18 protein-coding genes and 1 other RNA gene are annotated in these 17,890 nt (G+C 49.4%); 7 read left to right on the top strand and 12 right to left on the bottom strand.

Annotated elements, in window-relative coordinates; genetic code table 11:
* Nucleotides 1-49: 49 nt before the first annotated feature.
* From B5P39_RS01190 to B5P39_RS01180, 3 genes are all read right to left on the bottom strand, one after another.
* The gene (locus B5P39_RS01190; RefSeq protein ID WP_088210156.1) at nt 50-1,273 is read right to left on the bottom strand and encodes an FAD-dependent oxidoreductase; all 1,224 of its coding nucleotides are present in this window, start codon (nt 1,271-1,273) and stop codon (nt 50-52) included.
* Nucleotides 1,274-1,309: 36 nt separating this feature from the next.
* Entirely contained in the window at nt 1,310-2,533 is a 1,224-nt protein-coding gene (ubiH, locus tag B5P39_RS01185) for a 2-octaprenyl-6-methoxyphenyl hydroxylase (protein WP_088210155.1), read from the bottom strand.
* 105 nt (nt 2,534-2,638) lie between these two features.
* Nucleotides 2,639-3,214, bottom strand: coding sequence for a UPF0149 family protein (locus B5P39_RS01180; protein ID WP_088210154.1), 576 nt, complete (start codon nt 3,212-3,214; stop codon nt 2,639-2,641).
* A gap of 225 nt (nt 3,215-3,439) precedes the next feature.
* Here B5P39_RS01180 and B5P39_RS01175 point away from each other — a divergent pair, with 225 nt between their 5' ends.
* The 3 genes from B5P39_RS01175 to B5P39_RS01165 all read left to right on the top strand — a co-directional run bounded on the left by B5P39_RS01175 (nt 3,440) and on the right by B5P39_RS01165 (nt 4,732).
* Nucleotides 3,440-3,742, top strand: coding sequence for a cell division protein ZapA (locus B5P39_RS01175; RefSeq protein WP_011718292.1), 303 nt, complete (start codon nt 3,440-3,442; stop codon nt 3,740-3,742).
* A gap of 115 nt (nt 3,743-3,857) precedes the next feature.
* Nucleotides 3,858-4,038, top strand: a non-coding RNA gene (gene ssrS, locus B5P39_RS01170) — 6S RNA.
* Nucleotides 4,039-4,045: 7 nt separating this feature from the next.
* Nucleotides 4,046-4,732, top strand: a complete 687-nt coding sequence (locus B5P39_RS01165) for a 5-formyltetrahydrofolate cyclo-ligase (RefSeq protein WP_088210153.1) — start codon at nt 4,046-4,048, stop codon at nt 4,730-4,732.
* A 140-nt stretch (nt 4,733-4,872) separates the two neighbouring features.
* On the opposite strand, the gene folM is transcribed toward B5P39_RS01165, so the two are convergent.
* Entirely contained in the window at nt 4,873-5,592 is a 720-nt protein-coding gene (folM, locus tag B5P39_RS01160) for a dihydromonapterin reductase (protein ID WP_055647994.1), read from the bottom strand.
* 211 nt (nt 5,593-5,803) lie between these two features.
* Between folM and B5P39_RS01155 the strand changes: the two genes are divergently transcribed.
* On the top strand, nt 5,804-6,193 hold the full coding sequence (locus B5P39_RS01155) for a thiol-disulfide oxidoreductase DCC family protein (RefSeq protein ID WP_088210152.1): 390 nt from the start codon (nt 5,804-5,806) through the stop codon (nt 6,191-6,193).
* A gap of 95 nt (nt 6,194-6,288) precedes the next feature.
* Here B5P39_RS01155 and mdh read toward each other — a convergent pair whose 3' ends face one another.
* Nucleotides 6,289-7,224 carry a malate dehydrogenase gene (gene mdh / locus B5P39_RS01150; RefSeq protein ID WP_037414331.1) on the bottom strand — a complete coding sequence of 312 codons (936 nt, stop codon included), beginning with the start codon at nt 7,222-7,224 and terminating at the stop codon, nt 6,289-6,291.
* Between the two features lie 289 nt (nt 7,225-7,513).
* Here mdh and argR point away from each other — a divergent pair, with 289 nt between their 5' ends.
* On the top strand, nt 7,514-7,984 hold the full coding sequence (gene argR, locus B5P39_RS01145) for a transcriptional regulator ArgR (RefSeq protein ID WP_011071072.1): 471 nt from the start codon (nt 7,514-7,516) through the stop codon (nt 7,982-7,984).
* Between the two features lie 121 nt (nt 7,985-8,105).
* Here argR and B5P39_RS01140 read toward each other — a convergent pair whose 3' ends face one another.
* Nucleotides 8,106-8,738: an NAD(P)-dependent oxidoreductase gene (locus tag B5P39_RS01140; protein WP_088210151.1), complete on the bottom strand. Its 633-nt coding sequence runs from the start codon at nt 8,736-8,738 to the stop codon at nt 8,106-8,108.
* Nucleotides 8,739-8,857: 119 nt separating this feature from the next.
* Between B5P39_RS01140 and B5P39_RS01135 the strand changes: the two genes are divergently transcribed.
* The gene (locus tag B5P39_RS01135; protein ID WP_088210150.1) at nt 8,858-9,760 is read left to right on the top strand and encodes a LysR family transcriptional regulator; all 903 of its coding nucleotides are present in this window, start codon (nt 8,858-8,860) and stop codon (nt 9,758-9,760) included.
* Nucleotides 9,761-9,824: 64 nt separating this feature from the next.
* On the opposite strand, the gene B5P39_RS01130 is transcribed toward B5P39_RS01135, so the two are convergent.
* The 5 genes from B5P39_RS01130 to B5P39_RS01110 form a co-directional block, all read right to left on the bottom strand.
* Nucleotides 9,825-10,766 (bottom strand): Dyp-type peroxidase, encoded by a 942-nt coding sequence (locus tag B5P39_RS01130; RefSeq protein WP_037414323.1) that lies wholly within the window; start codon nt 10,764-10,766, stop codon nt 9,825-9,827.
* Between the two features lie 203 nt (nt 10,767-10,969).
* Complete coding sequence (gene ggt / locus B5P39_RS01125) at nt 10,970-12,682, bottom strand: gamma-glutamyltransferase (protein ID WP_055647976.1); 1,713 nt, start codon at nt 12,680-12,682, stop codon at nt 10,970-10,972.
* 142 nt (nt 12,683-12,824) lie between these two features.
* Nucleotides 12,825-13,874 (bottom strand): ABC transporter ATP-binding protein, encoded by a 1,050-nt coding sequence (locus B5P39_RS01120; RefSeq protein WP_055647977.1) that lies wholly within the window; start codon nt 13,872-13,874, stop codon nt 12,825-12,827.
* Entirely contained in the window at nt 13,871-15,505 is a 1,635-nt protein-coding gene (locus tag B5P39_RS01115; RefSeq protein ID WP_088210149.1) for an ABC transporter permease, read from the bottom strand. Before B5P39_RS01115 ends, B5P39_RS01120 begins: the two co-directional genes overlap by 4 nt.
* A 77-nt stretch (nt 15,506-15,582) precedes the next feature.
* Nucleotides 15,583-16,590: a Fe(3+) ABC transporter substrate-binding protein gene (locus tag B5P39_RS01110; protein WP_088210148.1), complete on the bottom strand. Its 1,008-nt coding sequence runs from the start codon at nt 16,588-16,590 to the stop codon at nt 15,583-15,585.
* Between the two features lie 218 nt (nt 16,591-16,808).
* On the opposite strand from B5P39_RS01110, the gene B5P39_RS01105 reads away from it, so the two are divergent.
* Nucleotides 16,809-17,231, top strand: coding sequence for a hypothetical protein (locus B5P39_RS01105; protein ID WP_011718304.1), 423 nt, complete (start codon nt 16,809-16,811; stop codon nt 17,229-17,231).
* A 6-nt stretch (nt 17,232-17,237) separates the two neighbouring features.
* Here B5P39_RS01105 and B5P39_RS01100 read toward each other — a convergent pair whose 3' ends face one another.
* Nucleotides 17,238-17,834 carry a glutathione S-transferase gene (locus B5P39_RS01100; RefSeq protein ID WP_011718305.1) on the bottom strand — a complete coding sequence of 199 codons (597 nt, stop codon included), beginning with the start codon at nt 17,832-17,834 and terminating at the stop codon, nt 17,238-17,240.
* Between the last annotated feature and the right edge of the window lie 56 nt (nt 17,835-17,890).

Below are 17,890 nucleotides of genomic sequence, written 5' to 3'. Positions count from 1 at the left end.
CAAATCGCTGATATTATCAGCAATTATGATTACATTAGCGCAACCGAGGCTAGCGACATAACTTGGGGAGTGAGGACTTATTGCCCATGGCCTGTTGCATGAACACTGTTTTCAGCCCAGCGACATTATCAACCAGGTTGAGTCCCAGATCGCGAATGGCTTTTTTAAGGGGATTGCTCCCCTCGAATAGGCGCTTAAAGCCTTCCATCGCCGCAATCATCTCCATCGCATCGGCCTTGCGCCAACGCTCAAGGGCGCGCAGCTGGGCATAATCGCCGATATCTTTACCCGCATCGTGTAGCTCACCGATGACTTCGATAATGCTGGCAGCATCGAGGAAGCCTAGGTTTACCCCTTGGCCAGCTAATGGATGAATAGTGTGGGCTGCATCCCCCGCGAGCACTAAACGGTGGCGGGCAAAATGGCGGGCATAGCGCATCCGCAGTGGGAAGGCTTGGCGTTCACTCTCAAGCTTACAAATGCCGAGGCGACCATCGAAGGCGGCGGTGAGATTGCGCTCAAATTGCACTTTATCCATTGCCAGTAATTCAGTGGCGCGCTCAGGCGGCACTGACCAAACGATGGAGCAGAGGTTGTCTTCATATAACGGCAAGAAGGCCAGCGGACCGTCCTGCAAAAAGACTTGGCGGGCGGTGGCAAGGTGCGGCATTTCGCTGCGAATGGTCGCCACGATCGCATGATGGCCATAATCCCAGAAGGTTAACGGGATCTTACATTGTTCGCGCACCCAAGAATTGGCACCATCGGCGGCAATCACGAGTGCGGCGCTGACACTTTCGATTTCGGCATCGGCACCATTGGCTAAGGTCAACCAAGCTTCGCGCTCACCAAAGGCGATACGCTCTATGCGTTGGTTTTCGATATGGGTGATATTGTCAAATTCACTGGCACGCTTGGCGAGGGCGTAGCTGATGGCATCATTTTCGATAATGGCGCCAAGGCTAGGTTCACTGATGCTGCTGGCATCGAAGGCGATTTTACCAAAGCCGTCTTTATCCCATACCGCCATTTTTTGATAGGGCGTCGCGCGGCTGACATCTAAATAGTGCCAAGCGCCGAGGTGCTCGAGCAAACGTTGGCTCGCCTTATTGATGGCGCTAACCCTAAGCCTTGGCTCACCGCTCACGGCTTGGGTGCTTTGGGCATCGATCACGACGACATTCAAGTTGGCCTGCGCCAATCCTATCGCGGTGGCGAGTCCCACCATGCCGCCACCCACAATGGCAATGTCATAGGCTTGTGAACTTAACATGGGTACATCCTTTTCGCGTTGCGATACCAGTAATGATTATTTCCAGCCCATCGCCTTCTGCGCGACGGGGGTTTTCAGTGGCGGGAACCAAGATAACAGACGCAATCCCAGATTACGCCCAAGGGCCAAGGGCCAATATTGGTTAGAGAAGCCACGGACTAAAAATTCAATATTGCGAATAGTGCTGTTTCTATCCGCCTCACGGGCCTGCAAATAGCCATGGGTAACGGCGACACCGCCGATATCCTCACCCTGCGCCAGCGCGCGTTGCAGCACGTCGAGCAGACTGACGACATCCCTAAGCCCTAAGTTAAACCCTTGCCCCGCTATCGGGTGCAGTGTCTGAGCCGCATTACCGATAAACACACATCTATGGTGGATTGGCCTTGGCATGTAGGACAGATTTAATGGATAAGCATGGCGCTCGCTGACATCGACAAACTGGCCGGCGCGGTAGCCAAAGGCTTGCTGCAGCGCCGTTAAAAATTCGGCTTTGGGGGCATTGAGCATCGCTTGCGCGCGGTTATCGTCGAGTGCCCAGACGAGGGACAAACGCGGCTGACCTTGGCTATCTGCCATCGGCAATAACGCCAGTGGGCCAGTCTCGGTAAATCGTTCGTAGGCCCAATGCTGATGCGGCTTATCGGTTTGTAGATTGGCGATAATCGCGGTTTGCTCAAACGCCACTTGGGTAATGGGCAGATTAAAACTGCTGCGCACCTTAGACTGCAAGCCATCGGCGGCGACCACCAGCTTGGCGCAAATCCGCTCGCCGGAATCCAGCACCAACATGTGGCTGTCGATATCGGGGATTAACTCTGACAGTTTTGCAGGGCAAAAGAGCTTAACCTGAGTTTTGTGCAGCTCGCTAAACAGCACTTGGCCGACTCTTTCAAGCTCGACGACTTGCCCCAGCGCATCTAAGTGAAACTGACTGGCGTTGAGTTCCGTCATGCCAAAATGGCCACGGTCGGATACGTGGATATCCTTAATCGCCGTGCCTAAATGCGCCAGTTTCGGCCATAAACCTAAACGGGATAACTCGAAGATGGAACCATGGGCAATGGCGATGGAGCGAGCGTCAAAGCCGGGATGGGTGTTATCGGGAAGGTGCGCCTCGATTAAGGCAATAGATAAAGGTTTTTCAGTGCCAGACAAACGCGCCAAGGCCAGCGCGAGGGTCGCCCCCGCCATGGCGCCACCAACAATGGCAATATCGACATTTTGAACTGAATTATCCATGTGCTCTGCTACCGTCATGGGGTTCTCATTCAAGCTATGGCATGGCTAAAAGCGTTTCGCCATCAGGATGTTAGATTTGAAAAACAATAAAAGGCAGAATGATTCCGCCCCTCTCTTTAGCGATTAGTGGATCACCGCAGGATCGTCGCCTTCACCGTGGCTTGGCTCAGGGCCAAACTCGGAATAGCACATAATGGCGGCGATACGCACAAATTCCAGTAACTCGATATAAGCCGTTTCCGACTCTTCATCTTCGGTGACATCAAATTCAACTTGGGCGATCTCGGCCAGATCTTTAATCACTTCACGCACTTCGGCCGAGGCTTTATTCAGCTTAGGCTGGATAATCGCAATGCCGGTTAAAAAGCTTTGCGTCCACAGGGATAAGGCTTCAACCCGTTGACTTAACGGCTCTTCTTCTTCGGGAAGCAATGGCATAAAACCAAACTCAAAATCACCTAAACGGGCGACTGAGTCTTGGAATAGCTCACTCACCAATTGATGCAGAGGCGCCGGTAAAGGCTGACCATCGTTCATCAGGTCAAATAAAGGTTTAATCCACAAATCACCGGTTTGATCTACACCACCGCAGATTAAACCCACAAGGGCACCGTGTACTTCCACGGGATGCTGACCAATTTCAGCCGCATCGAGGGCGATTTTTAAGCTGTCGATGCGTAACGAAGGAGGGGTCGCCATATCAGATTCCAATCAGAATTTTCCAGCAGCAATGCTAGCAGAGTTAAAGACTTGAACCAACTCTGATCCGGCATTCTTAGGGTTGAAGATAAAAATTCCGGCAACTGCTCACACAAGCAGCAAACAAAACGGCGAATGTGCAATCCATCAGCGGCTTACCTTGCACTTTTAATATCAGCCCTATATAGTCCGCCCTATCGATGCCAACGAAAGGATCATCTTCGAATGAGTAACAGTGCAGTTGAAATCACCCTGCTAGGGCGCACCTACTCTATCGCCTGCCCGAAAGGTCAGGAAGATGCCCTACGTGTTGTGGCGCAAGGGGTTGAGCAGCAACTCACCACCCTAAAAAATCGCACGAATAGCTTAAGCCGCGAAGAAATTGCCATTATGGCGGCGCTGAATATTGGCCACGAGTTGTACCAAGAAAAGCAAAAGAATAAGCACTATATGAAACAAATGGATGACCGCATCAGCCTGTTGCAGTCAACCTTGGAAAACGCCTTAGTTGAGCGTTCAACTAAATAGATTTAGACTGTGCCACTCGGTGCCACGCACCATCAATCTGATAAGAGTTGCACAGTGAATGGCTAAACTGGCCTATACTTTTTAAGCCAAGATTTTAGCGATTCAATACCGTTTTTGCTCCCTGGGGTGCAGGCCAACTGGTAATGTCCCTGTGCCGATAATTTTGATCTCAGGGTGAATGCTTTACTGACATTGAGCATGCTCGGCTCGTACCGAGAAGCCTTAGGAGGTAATCATTTACCCGCCTTGAACCTACGGTTCAAGGGCTACACCGGTAGCGGCATTCTGGGGAGCATCTTATTTATGTCTATCACTTCACCTGTCTCGAACACTTCGGCCCCAACAGTCAAGGGGCCACACGGCAATCAGTCTGCAATTGATACCCAGTCGCTAAGCCCAAATCTAAGTCCAACGCTAAGCCGCGCCGAGTTACGCAAACAAATACGTTTAGCGCGCCGCTCGCTTTCGACAGAGGTGCAAACCGAGGCAAGCCTTGCCGCATGTCAGCGAATGCTCGAAAAGCTCAGTGCTCTGAATGCCCAGCATGTCGCGCTGTATCTCACCCACGATGGCGAACTAGCAACTGCTCCGCTTATCGAAGCGCTTTGGCAACAGGGAATTCACACCTATCTGCCACGGCTCCACCCCTTTAATGCAGGGCAATTATTGTTTTTGCATTACCACGCCGACTCGCCAATGCAGCCGAATCAATTTGGTATTTTAGAGCCTAAGTTGGATGTGCGTAGCGTTATGCCAATTGAGCGACTGGATGTGGTGATCACCCCGCTGGTTGCCTTTGATATCAAAGGTAATCGCATGGGCATGGGCGGCGGCTATTACGACAGAACGCTAGCTAATTGGCACAGCAAAGGCAGACCACTGCCGATGGGTTATGCCCATGATTGCCAGCAAGTACCGAGTCTGCCATGCGAACATTGGGATGTGCCCTTACCCGCTATCATCACCCCAAGTCGAGTATGGGAGTTTTGAAAAGTAGGAGCTAGAAGCTAGAGCGCTTCGCTGCTAGAAAAAGCAGAGCATCGCACCATAACGACTTCTTCTTGATTGAATCTAGATTCTAGAGCCATGCAATGGCGTTCTAGAGGCCGCAGGCCGTTCTAGATTTTTCTTTACCTTAAATGCCGCCCACCATCGACATGATGGCTGCGCCCCGTGACATAGCGGCTCGCCAACAGATAATCCACTAAGGCAATAATCTCCTGATTTCCAGCTTCTTTTGGCAAGATAGCCTTAGCCAAGGTCTTTTGCCGATAGGCTTCATCATCACTTGGATTAAAAAGGATCATCGCCGGAGCGATCGCATTCACTTTGACCTCGGGCGCTAATTTAGCCGCAAAAGATAAGGTTAAATTCTCTAGCGCCGCTTTACTGGCCGCATAAGCCATGTGCTTGGCACTGCCCTTTTCGGCCACATAGTCAGTGAAATGGATAATATCGCTGGCGCCAATCTCACCCTCGGCTCCCGCACGTAATTGCGAGGCTAAGGCTAGGTTTATTTGATAGGGTACGCTCACATGCACCTGCATCATGCGCTGCATCACCTCATGGGGGGCAAGGCTTGGGCTGTTGTCTGGCAACCAGTCAGAGGCATTATGGATAATAGCGCGGATTTTGGGGTATTGGCTCAATTGCTCAATCAGGGTTTGGAGCTGCGCATTATCGTAAAAGTCGCATTGGATTAAGGTCGCGCCCAAAGACTGCAACTCATCGATGCTGGGATAATGGCTGCGATAGGTGCCAATCACCTTGTGCCCTTGGGCGAGCAAGTGTTTCGCGAGGGCGTAACCAATACGTTTACCCACGCCAGTGATAATAATGGGAGCTGTCATATCCATCCTGTTATTTGCCAAGCACTGATTAAAAGCAAACGCATTTGGCAGATTGTTAATCGCACAATCACGTAATCACACAATCACGTCACTCATCGCAATAGCTTAATGCCTCTAGCCAAGAGTGTATAACAATTAAAACCGTAAACATGTCGATCTAAATGCCTGACAACTGCGTATACTCAGGGACACACAGTAAGAGGTAGACCTAATGGAACTGCGGATTTTTTTCGATGGCAATTGCCCATTATGTAGCGCCGAAATGCACCAACTCAAAGCGCGCGATCCCCACGACAGAATTGAACTGGTGGATCTTAATGCTGACAATTTCAGCTCAAGATTCAGCTATATCGATAAAGACTACGCCAATACCATTCTCCATGGCGAAACCGCCTCCGGCCAAGTGCTGCTCGGACTCGATGTCACCTGCAAAGCATGGGCGCTAACAGGCACTCGCCCTTGGGTACAAGCGCTACGCTTACCGCTTATCAAACCTATCGCGGATTGGTGCTACCTGAGATTCGCCAAGCACAGATACCGTATTTCCTATCTACTGACGGGTAAAGCCCGCTGCGACAGCCAATGCCAACTGCCTAAGTAGCGAGACTCAAGATTAAGAACCCCTGTTTAGAGAACAAAGTTTAAAGCATAAAAAAACGGAGCCATTCGGCTCCGTTTTCTCATAATTCAGAAGAATTACTTAACGAAATCAACGCCTAGTTTGATATCGCCTTTCAGCGTATCTAACATAGAATCACGGGCGTTAGCTTCGAATGCGCTCACTTCACCGTAAGGCAGTACTTTTTCGATACCGTTTTTGCCTAACAATACTGGTTGAGCGAAGAATTCAGCGTGCTCGCTGCCGCCGTCAACGTAAGCACATTCAACGATGTTAGCTTCGCCTTGCAGACCACGAACCAGAGACATACCGAAACGGCATGCCGCTTGACCCATAGACAGCGTCGCGCTGCCGCCACCGGCTTTAGCTTCAACCACTTCAGTACCCGCGTTTTGGATACGTTTAGTTAAAGAAGCCACTTCTTCATCAGAGAAAGTCACGCCTTCAACTTGAGACAGTAATGGCAGAATAGTCACGCCACTGTGGCCGCCGATCACGTTGATTTTAACGTCAGCAACGTTTAAGCCTTTTAATTCAGCGATGAAAGTCTCAGAACGGATAACGTCCAGAGTGGTCACGCCGAATAAACGGTTCTTATCGTAAACACCTGCTTTTTTCAGCACTTCAGCAGCAATAGCAACTGTAGTGTTTACTGGGTTAGTGATAATACCCACGAGCGCTTTAGGGCAAGTAACAGCCACTTTCTCGATCAGGTTGCGAACGATACCTGCGTTGATATTGAACAGATCTGAACGATCCATACCAGGTTTACGTGCAACGCCAGCAGAGATAAGCACAACGTCAGCACCCACGAGGGCAGGCGTTGGATCTTCACCAGCAAAACCTTTGATTTCAACCGCAGTTGGGATATGGCTCAAGTCAACCGCAACACCCGGAGTTACCGGTGCGATATCGTATAGAGACAGTTGAGAACCCGCAGGTAATTGAGTTTTTAACAGTAGGGCAAGAGCCTGGCCGATACCACCAGCAGCACCAAGTACAGCAACTTTCATAGTTATCTCCGTTATTTCTCGGATATTGTGACATGGATCTAATTTGCGTTGGCGTCACATTACTGGAATGTCACGCTAATTTCAATTATCCCTTAGTCGTTGATTCAAAGATTTACTAAAACAGCGCGTTGCAATGTTGAATATTTACTCTAGTTCAACAAATACATTTATAAATGAATTAGCATAAATTGAGTTAATTGCATTTTTATTCAGTCATTGTGGTTATTTGTTGACAGTTTAACCAAAACTATTCAGAATAAGCCTGTTTTTTTGAATAAAGAATAAGACTATGCAAACGACCAAGAATCAGGATGACCTTGTTAGAATTTTTAAGGCGATTTTAAAAGAGGAGCGCTTTGGCTCCCAGAGTGAAATCGTCACCGCCTTGCAAGCAGAAGGCTTTACTAATATAAACCAATCTAAAGTGTCTCGTATGCTCAGCAAGTTCGGTGCCGTGCGCACCCGCAACGCTAAGCAGGAGATGGTTTATTGCTTACCTGCCGAATTAGGCGTGCCCACTGCGGGCAGCCCGTTAAAGAATTTAGTACTCGATGTTGACCATAACCAAGCGATGATTGTTGTCCGCACTAGCCCAGGCGCCGCACAATTAATTGCTCGTTTGTTAGACTCCATCGGTAAACCTGAAGGGATTTTGGGAACCATTGCGGGTGACGATACTATCTTTATTTGTCCATCTAGCATTCAAGATATCGCCGATACCTTGGAAACCATCAAATCTTTATTCAACTACGCAGAATAAAAAAACAGGTCAGCTTGCTGACCTGTTCTATTTCCACTGTACGCTTTTCAGTCCAGGATTACCCTAATTTCAGGGCTTGTGTCCCACTTACGTTACAGTATTTAGCCGAATCTCCTCAGCTTTAGTAAGCCACACTGATCCTTTGATTGGGATGCGCCGCTTTTTCTGCTTCATCGAGCATGGCTTTGGCGTAATCACTCACCGAAATCCGGCTACGGCCATTTGCATCGGTAAAGAAACTATCGCCACCTAAACGGTAAGAGCCTTCGCTTGCACCAGGGTAGATCTCTGCCGCTGGGCTGACAAAAGTCCAGTTAACAGTGGTGTTGGCGGCGCGAAATGCCTTTAATGCTTCACCTTGAGCCAGAGCTTCATCCTTATAGGCAGACGGGAAATCTGGGCTTGAAACCAAAGTTACTCCCGGTGCCACTTCTAGACTACCTGCCCCACCGACCCACAATAAACGTGGCACTTTAGCCTGTGGCAATACGGCTAATAGATTATTAACTGTTTTCGCCACTAAGCCGTGATTCTGCTCGGCGCGGCCGCCCACTGAAGCAATTAACACATCCACGCCTGCAAAGGTTTCAGCGGTTAATGGCTGAATCAGGTCAACACTACGCACTTCTGCCGCCGTTTCACCAAGCTTGCTTGGGTCACGCACTAAGGCAACGACGTCATGACCACGGCTTAAGGCTTCATTTAAAATGGTTCCGCCAATCCAACCCGATGCACCTAATACTGCAATTTTCATTTGATAAGTCTCACTGCTGATTTAAATTGAGACCAGTTTACTTGCGATACTTAGCGTGATAAATATCGATAAATGAGCAGGATTGTTTCAGATTGAGATACTAATTGGTGTAATTATATATGGATAAAATCGCCGCTATGCGTAGCTTTATCGAAGTGGCTAACTGTGGCAGCTTTACTAAGGCCGCAGAACACCTCGATCTCAGTCGTTTACAGGTTTCTCGCCATATTCAAGAAATTGAGCAGTGGCTCAGTTTACGCCTGCTACACCGCACCACCCGCAGCGTTAGCCTGACCTTGCAGGGTGAAGAAGCCCTGCAATATTGTCAGCGGGTGCTCAGTGAAGTCGCCGCAATGGAAAGCCGCGCCCATAGTCATAACACTGAATTAGTCGGCAGTATTCGTATTGCCACACCCGTCGGACTTGGGCAGCACAGTCTGTTTGATGTGGTCGATCGCTTTATAAAATTGCATCCTAAGGTCAATATTCAGCTGTTAATGTCGGACAGTTTTGCCCAGTTGGTGGATGAGCGGGTGGACGTAGCACTGCGCTATACCGAGCAGCCAGATGAGAATCTAATCGCCCGTAAACTGATGAGCATTGATGCCGTTTTATGTGCTGCGCCCAGTTACTTGGCTCAAGCCGAGCCGTTAACCCTCCCTAACGATCTGCTCAGCCATAATTGCCTTATCCATAGTTCGCAGCAACATTGGCAGCTACTCAAGGAGCAACAGAGTGAGCTGATTAAACCTATGGGGAATCTGATGGCCAATGAAATGGGAGTGCTGGTCAGCGCCGCATTGCGTGGGCATGGCATTGCCTACTTGCCCTGTGACTTAGCTAATCAATATCTGGCCAGCGGTCAACTGCAAGAAGTGCTCCCCGAATACACGGCGCCAGGCCAAACCCTCTGGGCCGTGTACTTATCTCGCAGCTACCAACAAGCGCTAGTGCGCGCCTTTATCGATTTTACCGCTCAGCAATGGCAGCTCGATATCAATAAGTGGACAGCGGCGAGTTAAGCCCACAAACAAAAACGCACTGAGGCTTTAAGGCTCAGTGCGTTTAGTCGCGATTTGCGAAGAGTTAATTATCGAATTGCATCAAAAAATCTAAGCTTGGGGCGAAAAACGACGAGCCAGTTAACGCACTGGTGAAGTGCATCAAGTGATCGTGATTACCCGCACCATCGCCAAACACCATGCTATGGAGCATCTTCTCGAAGTGATCCGGCGTACGACAGGTTGAAATAAACATCAACCCTTGCTCCTTGAGCGAGCCGTAAGGCATGCTCTGGCGCAAAATCTCGATGGATTTACCGTTTTCATCCTTGAGGTTTACCCGCTTGATATGGCTGGTTAATGGCTTATCTTCCGACTCGTATTCGATGTTGTCTTGCTTGGTACGACCGATAATATCTTCTTGCTTTTTAAGCGGTAATCTATGCCACTTACTCAAGTTGTGGGCGTACTTTTGTACGTGAATATAGCTGCCGCCCTTAAATTCAGGGTCTTCATCCCCAACCAAGGCGACCTCTTGGCGATGACGCCCTTTCGGGTTTTCGGTGCCATCGACAAAGCCCGTTAAGTCGCGACTATCCATAAATCTAAAGCCGCGCTCTTCTTCCACTAGCTCGACTAAGTCTTCAAACATTTGGCTGATTTCGTTGGCGACTAAATGCAAAATGTCGTAACGATCGCAACGAAGATGCACAAACAGATCGTATTCGATCGCAGGCGCCTCGCGGTTACCCGCCTGCATCGCCGGGAAAGGCTTAAGCATTTCGGGGCGAGCATCGGGATAGAGACTGTCCCAATAGTTGGCGCCTATGGCCACAAAACCATTGAATGCACTGTCGGAATACTGATCCGTCAACTCATAAATATACTGCGCAACGTTGGCAATACAGGGACGCAATTGCGATTCAACGTTATCGTTGTCGCTCGCATTAAACATCAAATAGACGCTATGTAAGTTTCCCTCTGCACACACACCTAACTGTTCACGCGGCATATTTTGAATATCCATCTGGTTATCACCCTGTTGTCGATTCATTTTCGGCAATATTATCCGCAACTTTACCTGAAAATGACATTAAGTAACGCACAGTTTGTCCGTCTTTGTGATGTAAAGGCCTTTTGAGGCTGAAATATAAAAATTGACGAGGCCATTACGCCTCGTCAATGTTGTCTCTTCTGCATTCGCTTCAGTAGAGCAAAACGAGTGATGCGTTAATATCCTGCAGCATAACCATCCTTTCGACTTTCGGATGCACCGCGGTAAACGCCAGTTTCAGCATTAAAGCCAATGGCTTGATAGCCACCGAAATCACCGAGAACATCGCGAAGCACATGGCCTTTCTTCATCAGCTCACGGCGAGTTTCGACGGGGAAGCCTGATTCAAGGCTCACATAGCCACCGTCATTCATTATCTCCCCCGTAGGCTCAGTCGAACCTGAGTGTAAAATTCTGGGGGCATCACCCGCTTCTTGCAAGTTCATTTTAAAATCAATCAGATTGATAATAATCTGCGCATGCATTTGCGGCTGTGTTGCGCCGCCCATCACCCCAAAACTGAGCCAAGGTTTACCGTCTTTGGTCACAAAGGCGGGAATAATGGTATGGAAGGGCCGCTTACCCGGCGCATAGGTGTTAAATCGACCTTCGGTGAGATCGAACATCTGCCCGCGATCTTGCAGCACAAAGCCGAGATCCGGCGGCGTCATACCTGAGCCCATGCCGCGGTAGTTACTCTGGATCAGCGACACCATGTTGCCGTCTTTATCCGCGGTAGTGAGGTACACAGTATCCCCATGTTGCAGCGCAGGATTGCCCGCATCGACACTCTTAGCCGCCTTGTTTAAATCAATTAACTTGGCGCGATCGTAATTATACTGCTGCGAGATCAACTCTTTTACAGGCACTTTGTTAAAGGCCATATCGGCATAAAATTTCGCGCGATCGGCAAAGGCGAGTTTTTTGGCCTCTACAAATAAGTGCACATATTCGGGACTATTAAAGCCCATGGCGGCGACATCGAAGGGTTCCATGGTCTTTAAGATCTGTAGCGCGGCAATCCCCTGCCCATTTGGCGGCAACTCCCACACATCGTAACCACGGTAGTTGACCGATACGGGTTCAATCCAGTCACTGGTATGGCTGGCTAAGTCTTCATAACTTAAATAGCCACCTTGAGCCTTGATGTATTTATCAATACTTTTGGCAATGTCACCCTTGTAGAAGGCATCGCGGCCGCCTTTAGCAATTTTCTCATAGGTGTTTGCTAATGCGGGATTTTTAAAGATTTCTCCTACCGCAGGCATCTTGCCATTGGGCATATAGGTTTCTTTAAAACCGGGGAATTGAGCGAGCTTTTTACCGCTGCCCTCAAGGTAATAGGCAATCAACTCGGAGACAGGGAAACCTTCGCGAGCATAACGAATCGCTGGGGCTAAGTTATCGGCCATTGGCAGTTTGCCGAACTTGTTGTGCAATTCGAACCATCCATCCACCGCACCAGGAACCGATACGGGTAGCGGCCCCAAAGGAGGCAAGTAGTCTAATCCGAGGGATTTTAGCTTCTCTAGCGTTAAGGATTTGGGACTGCGACCGGAGGCATTAAGGCCATAGAGCTTTTTATCTTTAGCGCTCCAGACAATGGCAAATAAATCGCCGCCAACACCGGCACCAGTAGGCTCGACTAAGCCCAGCATGGCATTGGCCGCAATCGCTGCATCCACGGCACTGCCACCCTGTTTTAATACATCAATCGCCACCTGTGTCGCCAGCGGTTGGCTGGTCGCAGCCATCCCATGGGTGGCATACACTTCTGAGCGCGTCGCAAAGGCTTTACCCGTGATCCTATCCATGGCTAACACTCCCGATGACGACATTGCTGTCGCCACTGTGACTAGGGTACAAATTGATTTTATTGTTTTTATCATAATTCCTCCCACTCTGGAGGAATTAAGGTAACAAGGAAGGCTGAAAATATCAGCAATCTAGGTGTTTTTTACCCAAGTTAAACGTAAGCAAAAATGTCATGCTTTCAGCTGAGACACTGGCATATCGAGTGCGGTCTAGGCATTAAGACTCAAATAGCACTAGGGAATGTGGCTCAGTATTTAAGCCCACTCGCTGACCAACATTGAACTGCATAATTTGGCTACGCACTTCGACATAATGGGCGTGGGATGCCGCCTCGACTTTTACCCAATAATGACAAAATGCGCCAAGGAAGCGCCGCTCGGTAATTGTCCCTACGCCCGCATCATCGGCACTGAGCGCCAATTGCTGTGGCCGCAAAAACACTTGGCCATTAAATGCATTAGACTTTGACAAGGGCGTGAGGCTTCGCAGCTCACCAATGGGAGTGACAACACGGTGGCCATCAACGACCTCTGCGGGTAAATAGTTGCCACTTCCCAGAAAATCAGCTACATAGCGGCTATTTGGTGCGGCATATAAGTCCTCAGCTCGGCCATGTTGTACTATCACACCTTGGTTAAAAATGGCCAAGGTATCGGCAAACACAAAGGCCTCATCTTTGCTATGGGTAACAAAAACCGCACTAACATTACGCTGCTTTAGAATGCTGCGGATCTCCGCCATCATGCTGTGGCGCACCTGTGCATCGATATTCGAAAAAGGCTCGTCGAGTAACAGTAATTGCGGCTCATAGGCTAATGCGCGGGCAATCGACACCCGCTGCTGCTGACCACCTGACAACTCATGGGGATAACGCTTGGCTAAGCCTTCAAGTTTTACCAGGGCGAGCATGTCATCTAACCGCACCTTGCGCTGCGCTGGCGTTAATTTTGCCACACCAAAGAGAATATTCTCGGCGACGGTCAAATGGGGGAACAAAGCATAGTCTTGGAAAATCATCCCTATGCCCCGTTGCTCACTCGGCACAAATTGCCCTGCGCCGCTGACCGTCTTGCCATTGATTTGGATCTCACCTTGGCTAATCGCCTGCAATCCTGCCACCGCCCTGAGCAAAGTCGTTTTGCCGCAGCCACTTGGGCCGAGCAGCGCAAGGATTTCTCCTTGTGCCAGGGTTAAATCTAAGCCTTTGAGTACCTGTTGGCCCTGATAATCGCTATGAACTTGATGAAGATTGAGCGTACTGGTCATCGACTATCTTGCTCCAAAGAACGGTTTAAATAAATCAGTGGGACTAAACCCACGAGCACAATCACAATAGCGGGCAAGGCACCATGTTCAAGCTTTTCGTCTGAGACAAACTGGAAGACATGGGTCGCAAGATTCTCAAATCCTATGGGCCGCAGCAACAATGCCGCCGGTAATTCTTTCATGCTTTCGATAAATACCAACAACGCCCCTGCAAATAAGCCTTTGGTGAGTAGCGGTAAATGCACTCTTTGGAGCAAACGTCGAGGGCTTTGCCCAAGTGTTAGGCTCACCATATCCAGTGACGGCGAAATGCGTTTATAGCTGGTCTCAACACTGCCGATAGCGATAGCCACAAAGCGCACACAAAAGGCAAAAACCAGTGCGGCCGTACTGCCCGTAAGCAGGAGCCCTGGGCCTGTCATTCCCAACCAATCGGCGATGTCGTTAATCGCAAAATCGAGCAGGGTTAACGGCACCAGCACGCCAATCGCCAGCACTGTGCCAGGCAAGGCATAGCCAGTCGAGGCCAAGCGTGATGGCAGCGCATCGCTCGACCTTGGGCTCACGCGGCGGATAAACATCAATATCAACGCAATCGCGCAGCACACTAAGCTACTCATAAGTGCAAGACTCAAGCTGTTCACGCTCAATTGCCAGAAAATCGGATCCCAGCTCTGCTCAAAATAATCGATTGCATAGGAGAGCAAAATCCCGCTTGGTAGTATAAAGGCCAGCAGTAACAAGCTGATGCAATAACCGAGGGCAAGCAGGGTTTGCATCGGTGAGAGCCGATATAAATCGCTCGCTTGAATGCGGGACTGCTTTTGGAATAACTGCTGCTTACGGCGAGCAAAACGCTCTACCCCAATCAAGCTAAACACGACCAAAAGGATAATGGCCGAGAGCTTAGCCGCCGCCGTCAAATTGCCATAACCCAACCAAGTGTCGTACACGGCTGTGGTCAGGGTGGGTACGGCAAAGTAGTTGACTGTGGCAAAATCCGCCGCGGTCTCCATCGCCACTAAGGCCACGCCCACGGCCAAAGCGGGCCTTGCCATAGGTAAGGATAAACGCCAAAAACTCTGCCACGGCGAGCAGCCCATAATCCTCGAAGCGTGGGCCAAGCTTAGGGATTGCTCCATAAACGCGGTGCGCGCCAACAGATAAATATAGGGAAAGAGCACCAGCGACAACACACACGCCGCGCCACCTAAGGTACGGATATCGGGGAAAAAGTAATCCTGCGGCGAACTCCAACCAAACACTGAGCGAAGCCAGGTTTGCACAGGGCCTGCGTAATCGAGTAAATCGGTATACACGTAGGCGACTATGTAGGCGGGCATGGCCAAGGGCAGCAATAAGGCCCATTGCAGATAACGCCTAGCGACAAACTCACAGCGCGCCATCAACCAAGCGCAGGGCAGTGCCAGCAAGAGTGAGCCAATACTCACCCACAGGATCAACCATAGGCTGTTGGAGATATAGGTGGGTAGTACAGTGGAGAGCAGATGACCAAAGACGGCCTCATCGGGCTGCGCCGCCTGAAGAATTAACGCAAAGAGGGGTAACACCAGTAGCGCGGCTATGGCATAACCAGTAAGCGACCAGCTTCTGGCTAATCCTAAAATCATGTGGATCCTTTAACCTAAGTGCGCCATTTAAGGCGCACTTTTCACTTTTACTATTTCTAGTCGCTATAACCGCTCAACTAGAGATCGAACTGAACTTCATCTAACAATTTCACCGCCGCTTGGTGGTATTCCGCCAGCTTGAAAATCGGTAATTGGTCGGATTTAAACTCGCCCCACGAGGCAACCAAGGTTGAAGGCGCGACATCGGCTTTGACAGGATATTCCATATTCACTTCGGCATAGGCTTTTTGTGCCACATCCGCAGACAAGAACTCCATCAACTTGATGGCATTGTCTTTATTCGGCGCATGGCGAGTCAGCACCATACCAGACACGTTCACATGGGCACCGCGATCGGCTTGATTCGGGAAGTTAATCGCCACAGCCTCTGCCCAGCTCTTTTGCTCTGGATCTTGCAACATATTGCCGTAGTAGTAGCTATTGCCGATGGCGATATCACACAAGCCTTCTTTAACCGCCTTCACCTGCGCCCTATCGTTACCTTGAGGCTTGCGTGCTAAGTTGGTTTTCACACCTTGCAACCAAGTCTTAGTGTCGGCCTCACCGTGGTGGGCGATCATAGACGCGACTAAGGCGATGTTGTAAGGATGCTTACCACTGCGCGTACAGATCTTGCCTTTGTACTTAGGATCGGCCAGTTCTTCGTAGCTGATGGCTTGTGGGCCGAGGCGATCTTTTGCCGTATAGAGATTACGCACACGCATCGTTAAGGCATACCATTGTCCATCGGGATCGCGGTATTGCGCGGGGATATTGCTATTGAGCTGCTCACTTTTCACGGGAGAAGTCAGGTCTTTGTCGACTAATTCGACCAAGCGAGAGAAATCCGAAGTTAACACTAAATCCGCAGGGGATAAGCGTCCTTCACGGGCGATCCGCTCGGCAATACCGTCTTTCGCAAATACCACATTCACAGCAATGCCGGTTTCATCGGTGAAGCGCTTCAGAATAGGCTCAACCAAAAACGCTTGGCGATAGGAATAAACCGTTAATTTTTCATCCGCATGTGCAGACTGCGCAACCGACATTAACCCAAGTAAAGCGGCACAAGTTACCCATTTCATTAGCGATTTCTCCTCAAAATGATGACAGCAAGCGTGAGTCAATTCTCAAGACTATTAATGATAATAGTTATCAGTTGCGCAAGAGTAATAGATCAAATGAACTAGGGCAATAGATTGATTAACTTTTTGTTTTTAATGAAATTAAACTTAAAACTGGAGATTATCTCAAACCAAACTAAACTGAACCTTAATTCGCTTAAAATACATGAGGAGGCGTTATGTTAGGCGCGTTACTGCTGCTTGTCGTCGTGATAGCGCTACTCGCGTTTATGGTGCTCAAACGGGGGCCTAAAAAGCGCAAGCATTTTGTCAAACTCATGGATAACGCGAAAAAGAAAAATCAACGGCTTGCAGGGCAAGAAAGGCGCTTCCATTGCGTCAGCATCGAAAATGATGGCAGTTGTTGTGATCAGGTAGATGAGCTCAAAGGGAAACGTTTTCTGTCAAAGGAAGCCCCTGAACTCCCGATGGAAGAATGCACTATGGCCAATTGTCAGTGCCGCTATCAACACTATGATGATAGACGCCAAACGGGTAACGATCGCAGAGTCGATTACGGCATAACAAAGGATCTCTACGGCGCGTTTGGTGAACATAATCGCCGTGAGACCCATAGAGGCCGCCGCTCAACAGACCACTAGTGCCTTTTACGCTGGGCGAGTTTCCACAAACGCGGGGAGATCGCGCATCTCACTAAACCAGAGCGAGGTCGCTGGAGCCACTTTACGCCAATCGAGCTCTGGATGTCTGAAATCCACATAATCTAATAAGCAGATTAAGGCTAATTGCGGTGCCTGAATCGTTGCCTGAGTAATCACACTCTGATGTTCCATTTGCATCAAACCGCGCAGCAGCGCTTGCTCAAAACGTGATGTCCAAAAGGCCGATCTGACCCCTTCTTCTTCACGCATTTGTTCTTGGCGCAATTTTACCGCGCTATCGATCAGGCCTTTGATCATCGAATATTGGCATTGCAATACCCAGTTATTCACTTGGCCGCCAAACATCTGCTGCTCACCTAATTCGGCGTCTAAATAGCGCATAATCACTTCGCTATCGAAGATAGGTACGCCATCGTTGGTGATGAGGCAAGGGATCTGTCCAAGCGGATTAACATCGAGCAGCTCGGCGGTGTTTTCCATCGGGTTGACTAAGACTTCTTCGATATCCTTAATCCCTAAATAACGGATTAATGTGCGAACACAGCGAGCATAGGGTGAAGCGAGGGAGCAGAGCAACTTCATCAAAAATCCTTCTATATGACTGACATTAAAACGATTAATAAAAATTATTTATCACA

The sequence above is a fragment of the Shewanella sp. Shew256 genome (assembly GCF_002196695.1).
Classification (GTDB): domain Bacteria; phylum Pseudomonadota; class Gammaproteobacteria; order Enterobacterales; family Shewanellaceae; genus Shewanella; species Shewanella mangrovisoli.
This window is presented reverse-complemented; position numbering and strand designations above follow the sequence as displayed.

Excerpts from the sequence above, each read along its gene's own strand:
- B5P39_RS01165 (WP_088210153.1), top strand. The coding sequence starts at position 4,046 with ATGTCTATCACTTCACCTGTCTCGAACACTTCGGCCCCAACAGTCAAG.
- argR (WP_011071072.1), top strand. The coding sequence starts at position 7,514 with ATGCAAACGACCAAGAATCAGGATGACCTTGTTAGAATTTTTAAGGCG.
- B5P39_RS01115 (WP_088210149.1), bottom strand. The coding sequence starts at position 15,505 with ATGATTTTAGGATTAGCCAGAAGCTGGTCGCTTACTGGTTATGCCATA.
- B5P39_RS01180 (WP_088210154.1), bottom strand. The coding sequence starts at position 3,214 with ATGGCGACCCCTCCTTCGTTACGCATCGACAGCTTAAAAATCGCCCTC.
- B5P39_RS01110 (WP_088210148.1), bottom strand. The coding sequence starts at position 16,590 with ATGAAATGGGTAACTTGTGCCGCTTTACTTGGGTTAATGTCGGTTGCG.
- B5P39_RS01155 (WP_088210152.1), top strand. The coding sequence starts at position 5,804 with ATGGAACTGCGGATTTTTTTCGATGGCAATTGCCCATTATGTAGCGCC.
- B5P39_RS01105 (WP_011718304.1), top strand. The coding sequence starts at position 16,809 with ATGTTAGGCGCGTTACTGCTGCTTGTCGTCGTGATAGCGCTACTCGCG.
- B5P39_RS01140 (WP_088210151.1), bottom strand. The coding sequence starts at position 8,738 with ATGAAAATTGCAGTATTAGGTGCATCGGGTTGGATTGGCGGAACCATT.
- folM (WP_055647994.1), bottom strand. The coding sequence starts at position 5,592 with ATGACAGCTCCCATTATTATCACTGGCGTGGGTAAACGTATTGGTTAC.
- ubiH (WP_088210155.1), bottom strand. The coding sequence starts at position 2,533 with ATGACGGTAGCAGAGCACATGGATAATTCAGTTCAAAATGTCGATATT.
- B5P39_RS01175 (WP_011718292.1), top strand. The coding sequence starts at position 3,440 with ATGAGTAACAGTGCAGTTGAAATCACCCTGCTAGGGCGCACCTACTCT.
- B5P39_RS01190 (WP_088210156.1), bottom strand. The coding sequence starts at position 1,273 with ATGTTAAGTTCACAAGCCTATGACATTGCCATTGTGGGTGGCGGCATG.
- mdh (WP_037414331.1), bottom strand. The coding sequence starts at position 7,224 with ATGAAAGTTGCTGTACTTGGTGCTGCTGGTGGTATCGGCCAGGCTCTT.
- ggt (WP_055647976.1), bottom strand. The coding sequence starts at position 12,682 with ATGATAAAAACAATAAAATCAATTTGTACCCTAGTCACAGTGGCGACA.
- B5P39_RS01130 (WP_037414323.1), bottom strand. The coding sequence starts at position 10,766 with ATGGATATTCAAAATATGCCGCGTGAACAGTTAGGTGTGTGTGCAGAG.
- B5P39_RS01100 (WP_011718305.1), bottom strand. The coding sequence starts at position 17,834 with ATGAAGTTGCTCTGCTCCCTCGCTTCACCCTATGCTCGCTGTGTTCGC.
- B5P39_RS01135 (WP_088210150.1), top strand. The coding sequence starts at position 8,858 with ATGGATAAAATCGCCGCTATGCGTAGCTTTATCGAAGTGGCTAACTGT.
- B5P39_RS01120 (WP_055647977.1), bottom strand. The coding sequence starts at position 13,874 with ATGACCAGTACGCTCAATCTTCATCAAGTTCATAGCGATTATCAGGGC.